Genomic DNA, 14,221 nt, shown 5'->3' with positions numbered 1-14,221 from the left:
CCTCAATTAAAGATGTTAAACAAGTTATACTCTACCCGCACCAGGTACATGTTTTGGGTATTGCGCACCATGCGGTTAGTTAATGGTGTACGGTAAGATAAATCAACCCGCAGATTACTGTTAAATATAAACTGCACCGCCGGTGCAATATCCAGGTAATACTGCCCTTTGCCAGGGTTGGTTTTACCTAAAAGTTCGGCATACAGGTTTATGTTGGTTTGCTCGTAGCTGGTGTAATTTTTTGGAAACAACAAGTACCCTGCCGAAAAAGCGTAAGCAATACTATTATAATTTACCGGCTCATACCCTCCACGGTTTTCAAACGCCCGCAGGTAGCTCAAATTACCCGATAATGCCAGCTTGTGCAGCAGTTGCGTAGCCACCAGTCCGCCTTGCACTCCGGAGTTATCACCTTCAAAAGCAATTTCCTGATTGGGCGTACGGTTTTTAATGCTGGCCGCCTTGGCAAAGGCCGCCATTCGAAAATGCCGCTGCACACTATCTACCGAGTAAAAACGATATTTGGCATAAGCGCTTATCCCCTCAAAATGCTGACTCTTTTGATAGTAGTCTGATGCGTAGAGTGTGCCATGCACCATCAGATTTTTATTTACGCCATACATCAGCTCAAACGTAGTACGGTTTTTAAAATCGGGCTTAAAATAACCCTGATTTTCCAGCCGTATACCTAATGATTTTGCTGCCATGTTACTTGCGGGCTCGGTGTTTACGTATAACTCTTGCGCCATAAGGGGGCATACCCATACCAGTATACCCCAAAAGGTAAGCCATAGCTTTTTATACATTGCTATAATTGCTTACAGTACTACTTGGTAAACCTTACCGTTGCTTTGTGCAGCAGTTACGTTATTATATTTTTTCAGAGTAGCCGCCGGCGCCAAACCTTTACTTACAATGGTAACAGGCAAAATACCTTCAGGGCTTTTTGCGCCTGCGTTTACCACCTGGTAAGTGTCGCCACTGTAATTAAACTTGTTGTCGCTTAATTTAAGCTTATCAAAGTTAATGGTGGTTTTTAGTTGATTAACTGCAAAACCGGCGCTTTGCACCTTTTTTCCTATCAAGTCCAGGTTAACAGGTGCGGCCGAATTAAACGTAATCATAAATAAATTACGGTTAAGGTCTGGCTTGATATCACTGATGAAAGGAAGGGTACGTAATGATTTTTCGGTAGCCTTTGAGCACATAGAGCAGGTTAGTCCGCTCACTTGTAATTCGGCTTTAACAAATTGCGCTTTAGCTGCGCTTACAGAGATAGCCAACAAGACTATAAAGATTTTTATAGTTTTCATGAAATTGATCAAATAAATAATTGCAGAATAAAACAGTAAGGCATAGGCTATGCTACACAGCCATGCATTAACGCAGTACAATTAAAACTTGATCAAAGACGGAAGGTGCAGTTACGAATAAAAGTAGCGACTTTACTGACCGGCTCACTTTTGGGCGGACCACGGTCAAAGAATTTTTCCAACAGCGCTTTCTGGGCTGAAAACACAAAATCTTCGAACGGAAGCTTTGGAATTTCGAAGGCAAAAATCTTGGCCAGGAACGAGGACTCGCCTGCCTGGTGGTCGTCTTTTACCTTTACCTCAACCTTATGGTTTTTGCAGCAATTCATTTTCATGCCGCAGGTAGTATCAGATTGATGTTGTTTAGCAGATGCCGAGATTTTTACCGACGCCACCTTAGTGCCGCAGTAATGCAGATTAAGCGCAAACCCTAACACCGTAATAGTGTAGAGTAAAGCCAAACCTAAAGCTCCCGACTTTTTAAACATGCTGCAAAGTTAAGCTACAACCTGATGACTTGCAAGTACTTTATTGCAATGATATAATCTAAAACTCTAATTAAATTGAAAGCCAAAGGCTACTCATCCGAATTTTGTTCGAAAATATACCCATCAACCCGTCCACTCAGTATGTAATCATTATCATCTTCTGATATACCATTAACACCTTCGGGAGTTTCGTCCGGATCGAGCGAGAAGTATACCTTACTGCCAATGTGGTAAAACTTACACGAGTCTACCTCATACTCTCCGGCCACCGGAATACTTTCAAAACTACTTTTAAAAATATCAGTAAACGTGAGCATCACATCAGCCTCCGCATATCCCAGCTCAAACATAATACTGATGGCGGGTTCACCTTCTACCAAATGCTTTTTAAAGTTTTTAACCACAGCATTGAGCAGTGTTAAATCGCCGGTGAGGTAATTAATAATGTCAGAATTCTGGCCTATAAATTTCATACAGCAACCGGGTTTATCTCTATCTCTCCACTAAAAACTTTTACCGCCGGCCCTTCTAAAAATATGTCGTTATACTTTTGTCCATCGTAATCAAACCTGATGTTCAGGTTACCACCCAATACTTTGATAGGCGTATTGATAGTACCGGTTTGCCCGTTAGCCTGAGCCATGGCCAAGGCCACGGCCGTTACCCCGGTTCCACAGGCATAGGTTTCGTCCTCTACCCCGCGCTCGTAAGTACGTACAAAGTATCCTTCGTCAAGCGGCTCTACAAAATTTACATTAATTCCTTTTGCCAGGTAGGTGGCATTATTACGAATGGTGCGTCCTTCGGCAAATACATCTTTGTGTGCTAAATCATTGGTCAACTGCACATAATGCGGCGACCCGGTGTTTAGCACATAAGCCTCAGCGTCACGCTGTACCATGTCAACATCTATCATTTGCAAGCTCACCCAATCGCCAGATTCGGAAACCTTGGCATAATGCGGACCATCAACAGCCAAAAAGTCAGTCTCCGTATTTATAATGTTCAGATGCTTGGCAAAGGCTACTATACATCGCCCGCCGTTACCGCACATACTGCTCGGCTGCCCGTCGGCGTTATAATAAACCATTTCAAAATCATAACCTTCGCGGCTTTGCAAAAACATCATTCCATCACCGCCAATGCCAAAGCGCCTGTCACACAACGCACTGATTAACTTTGGGTTATGATGATCAATACTTAAATCCCGATTATCAACTAAAATAAAATCGTTACCGGCACCTTGATATTTATAAAAATTAAGCTTCATTTTATACGTATTCATTAAAGCCAAACACGCTATAACAACTGTTAAAAGTTATCATCTTGCATTTAACATTTTTTAACAATAATCGGAATAACTTATTGTTGTTCCTATCGTCTTAATGGTATTAAATTTGAAAGGTTGATTGTAACCTGATAAATAACAGCAAAGAAAAGAAAGATAATATGAGAAAAATTGGTTTAACCTTATTGACCGCCTTTGTAGGCGGTGCAATGGCGCTCGGTACCTACAAGGTATTTGAGAAAGATCCACTGGAAGGAATGACCTTTGAGGAGCGTCAGAAAGTTTATTTTACAAACAATCCGGTATCAACAAACCGTGTTATGTCATCGGCGGGCGAGCTTGATTTTACGCAAGCCGCTGCTTCCGTTACCCCGGCCGTAGTTTATATCCGTACTACGTATGCCAATCAGCCGTCATCAGGCCGCAGCAGTGGCCGCGACCCTTTGGAGGAAATGTTTGGTGATATGTTTGGTCAGCGCAGTGCACCGCAGCGCAGTGCACCGCAACGTGCTTCGGGCTCCGGTGTGATTATTTCGCCTGATGGTTACATTGTAACCAACAACCACGTAGTAGCCAACGCCAGCAAAGTAGAAGTTACTACTAACGATCACCGTACTCTGCAAGCTAAAGTAATTGGTACCGATCCTAATACCGATTTGGCTTTAATTAAAGTGAGTGCCACTAATTTACCTATTGTAAAATTAGGTAACTCTGATGACGTGCGTGTAGGCGAATGGGTATTAGCCGTAGGTAACCCTTTTAACCTTAACTCTACGGTAACTGCAGGTATTGTAAGTGCTAAAGGCCGCAACATCGGTATTTTAGGCCGCGATAACGAAGAGGAAGAAAGCAGCCCGTTTGGTCCAAGCCGCTATCAGCAGCAGCAACAGCCTCGCTTAAACAAAGCTATCGAGTCATTTATCCAAACTGATGCTGCCATTAACCCTGGCAATAGCGGCGGTGCCTTAGTAAATACTAAAGGCGAGTTGATTGGTATTAATTCGGCTATTGCATCACACACCGGCTCATACGAAGGCTATGGCTTTGCCGTACCGGTAAACCTAGCTAAAAAGGTGTTGAATGACCTGGAAAAATTTGGTTCGGTTAAACGCGGTTATATTGGCGTTAGCTTTACTGAACTGAACCCTGATGTTGCGCAAGAGCTTAAAATTAACACCACTAACGGTTTATATGTAAGCGAATTGGTTGCCGGCGGCGGTGCTGAGGCAGCAGGTATACAAAAAGGCGACGTTATTACTAAAGTTGAAGGCACCCCGGTTTATGAGTCGTCAGACTTGCAAGAGCGCGTGGGCCGCTTACAGCCAGGTGATAAGATACATTTAACTGTGTTGCGTGCCGGTAATGAGAAAAACGTTACCGTAACCTTAAAAAGCGATGCAACAGCCACTAACCGTACAGCTGCCGTTTCAAAATCGGCCGAAGAGCTGTACAATAAGTTAGGTGCAAGTTTCCAGCCGTTAACCCCGGCTCAGAAGTCTAAGTTCCGCTTAAACTCTGGTGTGGTGGTAACCCAGGTTCGCCGCGGTGGTTTCTTCGAGAACTATGAAATTCCGGAAGGCACCATTATTACCAGCATCAATCAGCAGCCTATCAATAGCACTAACGACATTGACAAGGCGATTACTAATCTTAAAAACGGACAAATGACCATTGAAGGTTATACCTCAGATGGTGCACGTTTCCGCAACAGCTTTGATGTGAGATAAGCATTTAAGGTAGTAAACAGATAAAAGCAGAAGCCCGGAACTGATTGGTTCCGGGCTTTCTGTTTTACGACACTTTGGCGTGAAAAAATTTATTTTGCCTTAATTAAATTGAGATGTCACTTGCCTAACAAGAACACTGCATGATTAACTTTATGCAATGAATAACAGCACAAAACTCAGTAGATATTTTTACCATCTCAATTTGTCTTTTATACCGTTATTGATATTTATTTCATTTCCCCGAATAGTTGTTGCGCAAATTGACTCTTTACCTATTCATAACGAAAATGCAATATTATTGCATTCGAAGGTCATGCCTGAAGACAGGACGATTTGGATACATCTTCCAACCAGCTACTCTACTACAAAAGATTCCTATCCTGTATTATAGGTACTTGATGCAGATAATCATTTTAGTCATGCCGCCGAAGCAGTAAGTTTTCTTGCAGGATATGACCGCAACAGAATGCCTGAAATGATTGTTGTTGGAATAGTGAACGTTGATCGTGGCAGGGACTTTACCCCTGCCTATGTTAAAAAAGCCAGTGGGGCCATTGATAGCTTTAAAGCAACAACTAATGCCGGAGCCGGGAGATTTTTGAAATATATAGCAGATGAGGTGATCCCATATATTGATACACATTACCGGGTACAGCCCTACCGGATACTTGCCGGACACTCTTTGGGTGGCTTGTTTGCCTTGTACGCTAAAGAGCAGATGCCAAACCTGTTTCCGGCCATGATTTTAACGAGTCCTGCGATTAACGGAATTAACGACAGGATGCTTGTTAATCTCCAGTCTTTTATAAAAACATCGCACCCACATAATGGCAAACTGTTTATAGCGATAGGTAACGAAAATACGCAGCAGGTTGATGCATTAACGTCGGAATTGAAGCAATTTGCCCCAACATGGTTAAGCTGGGCATACAAAAAATACAACGATGAAAACCATTTTTCTGCTCCTTACAAAGCTCTTTTTGATGGCCTTAAGTTTGTTTATAAAGACTGGTTTATCGACTATTATGGCAATACAAACATTACTTACCAGGATATTCTTCGGCACTTTAAAGTATTGTCTGATGAATTTGGATATAGCATAACCGCTACAGAAGACTTCGTTAATAATTGCGGTTATAATCAGCTAAATTCAGGACATATAAAAAATGCCATCAGCCTGTTTGGTGAAAATGTGAAAGCCTACCCCAATTCTTATAACGCTTATGACAGCCTTGGAGAGGCATACCTAAAATCGGGCAATACTTCACTAGCTATATATAACTATAATAAATCAATTGAGTTAAACCCTCACAATGAAGCGGGAAAAGAAACACTTCAAAAACTCATGAAGGGCAAAAAGTAAATCTTAACAGCAATGTTCTTCTACCCTTTATTTACATAAAAAAGGCCTGACATCATGATGCCAGGCCTGCTTATTTAATCTTAACCTATAACTTTCCTTTCTAACAAATCCCTTAACGCATTGTGCTATGCTGCGATGCTTTACGGGCAACTACCCTGACAGGTACCATTTCCTTTTTACGGAGTTTGTAATTGTTATATATCATTACTGCCGAAAAGATCAGCATAAACGCTACGATATAAAAAAACAATGCTGTCATCATGATCTTTGTTGTTGGGTATAAACGTTATACGCAGCTGGTTTGCCGAAAGTTGCTTGTTTTGCAATTATATTTTAAGCCACTTTTTACGTACTGTAATTTGCTGCGGCGTAGGCGATGGCAAACTTTCAATATGATATTTTACCTGTTTATTTTGAAGTAAGGTAACCGGTATGGTCAGCATCTGCCCGTCGCGCATTACAACTATCGCTATTTTATCACCTACGCGCTTGTTCAACATAAGCGTTTTAGGATCAGTAGCTGGCACACCATCAATAGACACCAATTCGTCGTTCACATTTAAGCCATCTACCCAAGCCGATGTACCGCGCAAAACACCGCTGATTTTGAGCTTGCCATTAACCAAAACCATTCTGATACCCAGATCAGGACCTTCCAGACCGGCGTATTCGTCTACTGCTTTATAACCTGCGTAACCTAAATACTGGTTATAATCCATATCATCAACCCCGTTAACGTACTTACGGTAAAACTCATCCATGTTTTTACCGGCAAATTTCTCAACGGCCTGTTTAAACTCAGCATCTGTATAACCGCGCTTTTTAGTTTTGTAATACTCATTGTACATATAGTGCATCACATCATCTAACGATTGGCGCCCTTGCGTAGCGTTAATAATTTCCAAATCCATCAGCATGCCTACTACCGCACCTTTATTATAATAAGAGATGCTGGTGTTAACCGTATTTTCGTCCGGGCGATAGCTTTTAATCCAAGCATCAAAACTGGCCATGGCTAAAGGCTGCAACTTAGAACCCGGTGTATTATCAATCGTATTAAAATCGGCAGCTAAGGCACCTAAGTAATGCTCCACCGGGAATAGTTGTGTACGTCTTACCGCCAGGTTATCGTAATAAGCTGTAAAACCTTCGGCAATCCATAAATTGGTGGTATAATTTTCATTATCATAATCAAAAGGGCCTAACGCTATAGGGCGTAAACGCTTTACATTCCACAGGTGAAAATGCTCATGCGCTACCAAGCCTAAAAAGCCTTCGTAAGTAGATTCTTTGGCATAGCCATCACGAGCGGCACCTAGTACGGTCGAGCTTAAATGCTCCAAGCCACCGCCGCCTTTTGAATAATTATGTACAATGAATACATAACGCTTGTTGGGGTTTTCGCCAAAAATGGCTGTTTCTACTTCAACAATTTTGGCCATGTCTTTTTTTAAGCGCTCTTTGTCATAATTACCGCCGCCATACATCGCTACTTCATAATTTACGCCGGCTGCTTTAAAACCAAACACATCCTGGTTACCCACCTCAATAGGCGAATCATATAAAATATCATAGTTAGGGGCTTTTACCATAAATGGATCATTACCCACCATATCCAAACTGGTTGATACCTTATCCCAATTTTTATACGGTTTTATATGAATAGTTGAAGGCAAATTCAGTCCGCCTTCGGGATAAAAGAACATATTAGATGTAGCCAAAAAAGCATGCGTAACATCGATGAATGCCGTACGCACCGAAATTTCGAAAGAATAAAAACGATACTTTACCTTAACCGAACTTAAACCCTGCGTATTGATTTGCCAAACGTTTTTGCGGGTTTTGGTAAAAGCCAGGGCCTTACCGTTGCTTTCGGGGTTAAAAGATTCTACGTTTTTTGAAAACTCGCGCACCAGATACGATCCAGGTGTCCATACCGGCATATGCAAATTAAGCTTGCTTTGCGACAGGCCTTTGATATCCATCTCAATATCGGCGTAATGAGCCTGTGCTTCCGGAAAACTAACGGTATAAGAAATTTGCAGCGCCCCGGCTGCCTCAACAGATAAACTCATCAGAAAAAAACAAAAAATTACAACAACATTAAAACCCCATTTTTTCATGCGCCCAATTTAAACATTTATTACAGCTTAACAGTTGGTTAACAGCGATTATACCTGTTGTAAAATGGTTGATACATACCTGATGACGCTGCAATAAGACCTTATTTTGCAGGTTAGTACAACAGCTATGCACAGATATGGTTATTACAAGCCAACTGGGCGCAGCTTACATTTAATTTGACCAAACAAAGCAGGCGGTTATCAATTGCATAAAATAGCTGCAAAACTTTAAATTAACACCAATTACAGAGGAAAGACTGTCCATGAATATTAGATACATCGTTTATATTGCCATAGCTTTAATAGTGGGATACCTGATTTACAATAAACTTCATGGTAGTAAAGAGAAAGATGGCCAGGCACAGGGTGGTGGTGGTGCCGGCGGTGGCAAAGACGGTAAGAAAAAGGGCGGCCCGGTACCTGTAACCGTGCAAATTGTTAAAGACACCGTAATGAACAATGATATTGAACTCACCGGCACGGTTGACCCTAACGAACGGGTAAGCCTGGTGAGCCAAACTGCGGGTAACATTACCAATATTTATTTTAACGAGGGCAGCCATGTAACCAAAGGCCAGGTTTTGGTAAAGGTATATGACCAGGATTTGCAGGCTTCATTAAAGCAAACGCAATTTCAACTAACCTTAGCTAAAGAAAACGAATACCGCAACCGCATATTACTGGATAAAGAGGCTGTAAGCCGCCAGGAATACGATACCTCCTTGTCAAGCTTTAATACTTTAAAAGCACAGGCCGATGTGGTGAAGGCCCAGATTGCCCGTACCGTTATCCGGGCACCGTTTAGTGGCACTATTGGTTTGCGTAGCGTAAGCCCGGGCGGTTATTTATCACCAACCACGCCCATCGCTACGCTGGTGAATACCGACCCTATGAAAGTGACTTTTTCGGTACCCGAGCGCTATCGCCCGTTAATTAAAGTAGGCAGCAAGGTAAACTTTACCGTTGCCAGTTCGCGCAAAACGTTTTCGGCAACGGTTTATGTCATTGATCCGGCTATTGACCCGGTATCACGAACACTAACGGTACGTGCAAGGGCAGCTAACCCGCGTAATGAAATAAGTGCCGGCGGTTTTGCTAAAATTAATTTGATATTAGAACAAATACCACGCACTATACTGGTCCCTACACAATGCGTAATACCCGATTTAAAATCGAGCAAGGTATTTATTGCCCGTAATGACAGCGCTGTTGCCGTACCTGTTAAAACAGATACCCGTACAGATGTAGCTATTGAGATTACTGACGGTTTAAAACCCGGCGATAGTTTAATTATTTCGGGCATTATACAATTGCGCCCTAAAGTTCCTTTAAAAATTACCAAAGTAGTTCATTAAGTAAAGTTTTCCGGGTGCCATTGCCGGCATCCGCTTATATAAGCTGTTAAGCATGAGTTTATCCTCAATTAGTATAAAGAGGCCGGTACTGGCCACAGTAATGTCGGTTGTTATTGTGGTGTTTGGAGTTATTGGTTACAAGTTTTTGGGTATCCGCGATTTCCCGTCGGTAGATCCGCCTATCATTAGCGTAAGTACCAGTTACTCTGGTGCCAATGCCGATGTTATTGAATCGCAGATTACCGAACCGCTCGAAAAGGCCATCAACGGCGTGCAGGGCATCCGTAACATATCCTCAACCAGTTCGGTAGGATCCAGCAATATTACCGTAGAGTTTGATCTGGATGCCGACCTCGAGACTGCAGCCAACGACGTACGCGATAAGGTTTCGCAGGCGCAGCGCCAGTTACCGCAAGACATTAATGCACCGCCGGTAGTTAGTAAGGCAGATGCCAACTCGGATAACATTATTACACTCACGGTAAGCAGCAACACCCGCAATATTACCCAGATTAACGATTATGCCGAAAACGTTCTACAAGAGGGTTTACAAACCATACCGGGCGTAAGTGCTATCAACGTACAAGGACAGCGGCAATATGCTATGCGCTTATGGATAGACCCCATGAAACTGTCGGCCCTGAGCCTTACCGCTTCGGATATCAGCGCCGCGCTGTCTCAAGAAAACATAGAACTGCCTGCCGGTAAAATTTCGGGTAATAATACTGAGGTAACCGTAAGGGCATTGGGCAAACTGGTGACCGAACAGGATTTTAACAACCTGATTATCCGCTCAGATAGTAACCGGGTAATTCGTTTCCGCGATGTTGGCTATGCCGTTTTAGGCTCGGCTAATGAAGAAACGGCTTTTAAAGAGTCGGGCGTGTTGCAGGTAGGCTTGGCCGTTGTACCACAACCGGGGGCTAACTATGTACAAATAGCTAAAGACTTTTACAAACGCCTTGACCAAATCAAAAAAGACCTGCCGCCAGACATTAAATTACAGGTAGCGCTGGATAATACCCGGTTCATCAACCAGTCGATTGAAGAGGTGGAAGAAACGCTGATTATTTCCTTTGTGCTGGTAGTAATTATAATTTATCTTTTCTTCCGCGACTGGCTCATCGCTTTCCGGCCACTGATAGATATTCCGGTATCTCTAATCGGGGCTTTCTTTATCATGTACGTGTTTGGGTTTTCTATCAACATCCTAACCTTGCTGGGCATTGTACTGGCTACAGGCCTGGTGGTGGATGATGGTATTGTGGTAACCGAAAACATCTATAAAAAGATAGAAGACGGTATGCCGGTACGCCAGGCAGCCTTTGAAGGATCGGCCGAGATATTTTTTGCGGTAATATCTACTTCGGTTACGTTGGCTGCGGTGTTTTTACCCATTGTATTTTTGCAGGGCTTTACAGGCAGGTTATTCCGGGAGTTTGCGGTGGTAGTAGCAGGTGCGGTATTAATATCGGCATTCGTATCGCTGTCATTAACGCCGATGCTTAACGTAAAACTGGTACGCAAAAACCACAAAAAGTCGGCATTTTACGAAAAAACGGAACCGTTTTTTCAGCGCATGAACAATGCTTACACCCAAACGCTGGTGTCGTTTATGCGGTATAAATGGGTAGCTATTGCCATCTTGGTGGTTTCAATCGGATTGATTGGGGTATTAATTAAAGCAATCCCGTCGGAGCTAGCCCCGCTTGATGACCGCAGTTTGTTGCGTTATACCGTTACCGGGTCTGAGGGTGCAACGTACGAGTTCATGACTAAATACATGGACAAGGTTTCGCAACTGGTTGAAGACTCCATTCCGGAAGCTAAAGTGAACCTGGAGATCGTATCGCCTGGTTTTGGTGGTAACAGTTCGGCCAACTCGGGATTTGGCCGTGTGGGTTTGGTTGACCCGGATAAACGAACGCGGACCCAGGCGCAGATTGCTGACTGGCTGAACGCTAAACTTAAACGCTTTCCGGATGCCCGGGCACTGGTAATACAAGAACAAACCATAAGCGGCGGCGGCAGCGGCGCACGTACGTCGTTACCCGTACAGTTTGTAATACAAAATCAGGACTTTGAAAAAATACGTAAAGTGTTACCTACTTTTTTTTCTGAGGTAAGTAAAAGCCCTGTATTTTCTACATCTGATGTTAACCTGAAATTTACTAAACCCGAGCTGCGGGTTACTACCGACCGCGACCGGGCGCGTGATCTTGGTGTATCAGTAGAATCTATTTCGCAAACACTGCAGCTTTATTATAGCGCAGGCCGTTTAGATTACTTTTTGATGAGTGGAAAACAGTACCAGGTTATTGCCCAGGTTGACCGTGCCAACCGCGACCAACCACTGGACCTAAAATCAGTTTACGTGCGTAGCACCAAAGGCACATTGGTACAACTGGACAATGTAGTGAAGGTAGAAGAAAGCGCCTCGCCACCGGCCATATATCACTTTAACCGTTATAAATCAGCCACTGTGCAGGCTGGACTGTCACCAGGTTACACCATTGGCGATGGTATTGCCGAGATGCAACGCATTGCCAATAAAATGCTCGACCCATCGTTTAGTACGGCACTAAGCGGTCCGTCACGGGATTATTCTGAAAGCTCGTCTAACATTTTGTTTGCCTTTGGTTTTGCCTTGTTGCTGATTTATTTGGTACTGGCAGCACAGTTTGAAAGCTTTATGGACCCGGTTATTGTGATGCTTACTGTACCGCTGGCTATTGCTGGTGCCTTTGTGTCGTTATGGCTATTTGACCAAACCCTTAATATATTCAGCGAAATCGGGATGATTACTTTGGTAGGCTTAGTAACCAAAAACGGTATCCTGATAGTAGAGTTTGCCAACCAGCGTATGGAGCACGGCCTGGCCAAATACGAAGCCGTTGTTGAAGCTGCAACCGCACGCCTGCGCCCAATCTTGATGACTAGTTTAGCCGTAGTGCTTGGCGCAGTACCTATTGCATTTGCTTTAGGTGCGGGTGCTAAAAGCCGTGTATCATTAGGTATTGTAATTATGGGAGGGATGATGTTTTCGCTGATTTTGACGCTGTATGTAATACCCATGATGTATGTATTGCTGGCTGCCAAAACCCGCCGCGACCCAGACCAGGAACCACCGGAAGATGCCCCTAAAAAAGAGCCATTATTAATTGAAAACCTGTAAGTATTCTATGAGTTTAAGAAATCTGTTTTGCCTTGCCATAGTATGCTTTACGGTTTTTACCTCCGTAAAGGCACAACCCGGCAAGGTACCCGGCGCCCCTACACTAACCTTAAAAGATGCAATGGAAATTGCATTGCAAAATAATTATAATATACGTTTATCACGCAATACCTCTAAAATAGCAAGCAATAACGTCACTCTTGGTAATGCAGGTATACTCCCAACAGTAAGTGGTACTTATACCATTGCTAACAGTATTTTAAATACTACCCAAACGCGGTCCGATAATACGGTGAACCGTATTATCGGAGCTAATAATACCGGCAATAATTACGGCGCTACCTTAAACTGGACCGTATTTGATGGCTTTAATATGTTTGCTACGTACGACGCCTTAAAGCAGCGCGACAAGCTGGGACAGGTAAGGTTGCGCGATACTGTACAACAAACTGTAGCCGCAGTATTAAACGGTTATTACGACCTCATTAATCAGCAAAAACAAATTGAGGCGCTGCAAAGCGTTATTGCCATATCGCGTACTCAACTACGTTATGCTAACGATCGCTTTCAGGTTGGGCGTGTGGCACGTTTGGATGTGTACAACGCTGAAGTAGCTTTAAACACCGATACATCGACTTTGATTAGCCAGCTGCAAAATTTTAAAGCGAGCAAAATTGAGCTTAACCGCATCATTTCGCGCGATCCGGCTACCGAATTTAATGTGTCTGATACCATTATTGTAGATGAAAAACTTGTACTGGCCGATATTATTAACCAAGCACAAACGCAAAACCCGGCTGTATTATCTGCCGCCATCAGTCAGCGCATTTCCGAAATTAACTTAAAGCAGGTACGGTCCACCCGTTACCCTCAGCTTACGGTAAATACTGGTTATAACTGGAATACCAGCCGCAACCCGGCAGGCTTTGCCAGGGTGCAAAACTCTAACGGACTTAACTACGGACTGGCGGCCACCATAAATATATTTGACGGCTTTAACCAGTGGCGCCGCGAACGTAATGCTAAATTACAGATTGAAAATTCGAAGATTAACGTAGCGCGTACCCATGTAGAAGTTGAGGCCCAAATTAATACGCTTTACAGCAGCTACTTATCAGGATTGGATTTAATTAAGCTTGGCCAGTTAAATGTAGAGCTGGCCCGCAAAAGCCTGGATATTTCTTTAGCCAAATACCGGCTCGGAACTATCACCCCACTTGAGATACGCGAGGCACAACGTAACTACCTGAATGCCCAATCTATATTTTTTAATGCTCAGTATCAATCTAAGGTAGCCGAAACTACATTAAAACAAATTACAGGCAATATTAACATACAGTAAAACATATACTTTATTTTTTTTATTGCTGCAAAAGCATAAATTTGATG

The 14,221-nt window shown here is 43.1% G+C and carries 11 protein-coding genes and 1 pseudogene; 5 read left to right on the top strand and 7 right to left on the bottom strand.

The features are described from left to right. Nucleotides 1-2: 2 nt before the first annotated feature. The 5 genes from AAGR14_RS00675 to dapF all read right to left on the bottom strand — a co-directional run bounded on the left by AAGR14_RS00675 (nt 3) and on the right by dapF (nt 3,071). The gene (locus AAGR14_RS00675; protein ID WP_342646665.1) at nt 3-806 is read right to left on the bottom strand and encodes a hypothetical protein; all 804 of its coding nucleotides are present in this window, start codon (nt 804-806) and stop codon (nt 3-5) included. Between the two features lie 12 nt (nt 807-818). Continuing rightward, nucleotides 819-1,313: a heavy-metal-associated domain-containing protein gene (locus AAGR14_RS00670; protein WP_342646664.1), complete on the bottom strand. Its 495-nt coding sequence runs from the start codon at nt 1,311-1,313 to the stop codon at nt 819-821. Between the two features lie 92 nt (nt 1,314-1,405). Continuing rightward, nucleotides 1,406-1,801 (bottom strand): hypothetical protein, encoded by a 396-nt coding sequence (locus AAGR14_RS00665; protein WP_342646663.1) that lies wholly within the window; start codon nt 1,799-1,801, stop codon nt 1,406-1,408. 89 nt (nt 1,802-1,890) lie between these two features. Further along, nucleotides 1,891-2,274, bottom strand: coding sequence for a hypothetical protein (locus AAGR14_RS00660; protein ID WP_342646662.1), 384 nt, complete (start codon nt 2,272-2,274; stop codon nt 1,891-1,893). Next, nucleotides 2,271-3,071 (bottom strand): diaminopimelate epimerase, encoded by an 801-nt coding sequence (gene dapF / locus AAGR14_RS00655; RefSeq protein WP_342646661.1) that lies wholly within the window; start codon nt 3,069-3,071, stop codon nt 2,271-2,273. The genes AAGR14_RS00660 and dapF overlap by 4 nt, the downstream gene beginning before the upstream one ends. A gap of 179 nt (nt 3,072-3,250) precedes the next feature. Here dapF and AAGR14_RS00650 point away from each other — a divergent pair, with 179 nt between their 5' ends. Together AAGR14_RS00650 and AAGR14_RS00645 are read left to right on the top strand one after the other, a co-directional pair. Further along, complete coding sequence (locus AAGR14_RS00650) at nt 3,251-4,816, top strand: trypsin-like peptidase domain-containing protein (protein ID WP_342646660.1); 1,566 nt, start codon at nt 3,251-3,253, stop codon at nt 4,814-4,816. 430 nt (nt 4,817-5,246) lie between these two features. Next, nucleotides 5,247-6,179: pseudogene (locus AAGR14_RS00645) on the top strand (alpha/beta hydrolase-fold protein); the annotation flags it as partial. A gap of 112 nt (nt 6,180-6,291) precedes the next feature. On the opposite strand, the gene AAGR14_RS00640 reads toward AAGR14_RS00645, so the two are convergent. Together AAGR14_RS00640 and AAGR14_RS00635 are read right to left on the bottom strand one after the other, a co-directional pair. Further along, nucleotides 6,292-6,441 carry a hypothetical protein gene (locus tag AAGR14_RS00640; protein WP_342646659.1) on the bottom strand — a complete coding sequence of 50 codons (150 nt, stop codon included), beginning with the start codon at nt 6,439-6,441 and terminating at the stop codon, nt 6,292-6,294. A gap of 64 nt (nt 6,442-6,505) precedes the next feature. Further along, entirely contained in the window at nt 6,506-8,254 is a 1,749-nt protein-coding gene (locus AAGR14_RS00635; protein WP_342646658.1) for a PDZ domain-containing protein, read from the bottom strand. A gap of 311 nt (nt 8,255-8,565) precedes the next feature. Here AAGR14_RS00635 and AAGR14_RS00630 point away from each other — a divergent pair, with 311 nt between their 5' ends. The 3 genes from AAGR14_RS00630 to AAGR14_RS00620 are packed head-to-tail and all read left to right on the top strand — an operon-like array spanning nt 8,566 to nt 14,174. Then, on the top strand, nt 8,566-9,657 hold the full coding sequence (locus AAGR14_RS00630; protein WP_342646657.1) for an efflux RND transporter periplasmic adaptor subunit: 1,092 nt from the start codon (nt 8,566-8,568) through the stop codon (nt 9,655-9,657). Between the two features lie 52 nt (nt 9,658-9,709). Beyond that, entirely contained in the window at nt 9,710-12,832 is a 3,123-nt protein-coding gene (locus AAGR14_RS00625; protein WP_342646656.1) for an efflux RND transporter permease subunit, read from the top strand. A 7-nt stretch (nt 12,833-12,839) separates the two neighbouring features. Beyond that, a complete protein-coding gene (locus AAGR14_RS00620) occupies nt 12,840-14,174 on the top strand; it encodes a TolC family protein (RefSeq protein WP_342646655.1) in 1,335 nt (444 codons plus the stop codon). Nucleotides 14,175-14,221: the final 47 nt, after the last annotated feature.

Origin of the sequence: Mucilaginibacter sp. CSA2-8R, assembly GCF_038806765.1 — a bacterium.
Taxonomy (GTDB): Bacteria; Bacteroidota; Bacteroidia; order Sphingobacteriales; family Sphingobacteriaceae; genus Mucilaginibacter.
Note: the sequence above shows the minus strand (reverse complement) of the source record. Positions and strands in the feature narration are given on the sequence as shown.

Excerpts from the sequence above, each read along its gene's own strand:
- AAGR14_RS00675 (WP_342646665.1), bottom strand. The coding sequence starts at position 806 with ATGTATAAAAAGCTATGGCTTACCTTTTGGGGTATACTGGTATGGGTA.
- AAGR14_RS00670 (WP_342646664.1), bottom strand. The coding sequence starts at position 1,313 with ATGAAAACTATAAAAATCTTTATAGTCTTGTTGGCTATCTCTGTAAGC.
- AAGR14_RS00665 (WP_342646663.1), bottom strand. The coding sequence starts at position 1,801 with ATGTTTAAAAAGTCGGGAGCTTTAGGTTTGGCTTTACTCTACACTATT.
- AAGR14_RS00660 (WP_342646662.1), bottom strand. The coding sequence starts at position 2,274 with ATGAAATTTATAGGCCAGAATTCTGACATTATTAATTACCTCACCGGC.
- dapF (WP_342646661.1), bottom strand. The coding sequence starts at position 3,071 with ATGAAGCTTAATTTTTATAAATATCAAGGTGCCGGTAACGATTTTATT.
- AAGR14_RS00650 (WP_342646660.1), top strand. The coding sequence starts at position 3,251 with ATGAGAAAAATTGGTTTAACCTTATTGACCGCCTTTGTAGGCGGTGCA.
- AAGR14_RS00640 (WP_342646659.1), bottom strand. The coding sequence starts at position 6,441 with ATGATGACAGCATTGTTTTTTTATATCGTAGCGTTTATGCTGATCTTT.
- AAGR14_RS00635 (WP_342646658.1), bottom strand. The coding sequence starts at position 8,254 with ATGAGTTTATCTGTTGAGGCAGCCGGGGCGCTGCAAATTTCTTATACC.
- AAGR14_RS00630 (WP_342646657.1), top strand. The coding sequence starts at position 8,566 with ATGAATATTAGATACATCGTTTATATTGCCATAGCTTTAATAGTGGGA.
- AAGR14_RS00625 (WP_342646656.1), top strand. The coding sequence starts at position 9,710 with ATGAGTTTATCCTCAATTAGTATAAAGAGGCCGGTACTGGCCACAGTA.
- AAGR14_RS00620 (WP_342646655.1), top strand. The coding sequence starts at position 12,840 with ATGAGTTTAAGAAATCTGTTTTGCCTTGCCATAGTATGCTTTACGGTT.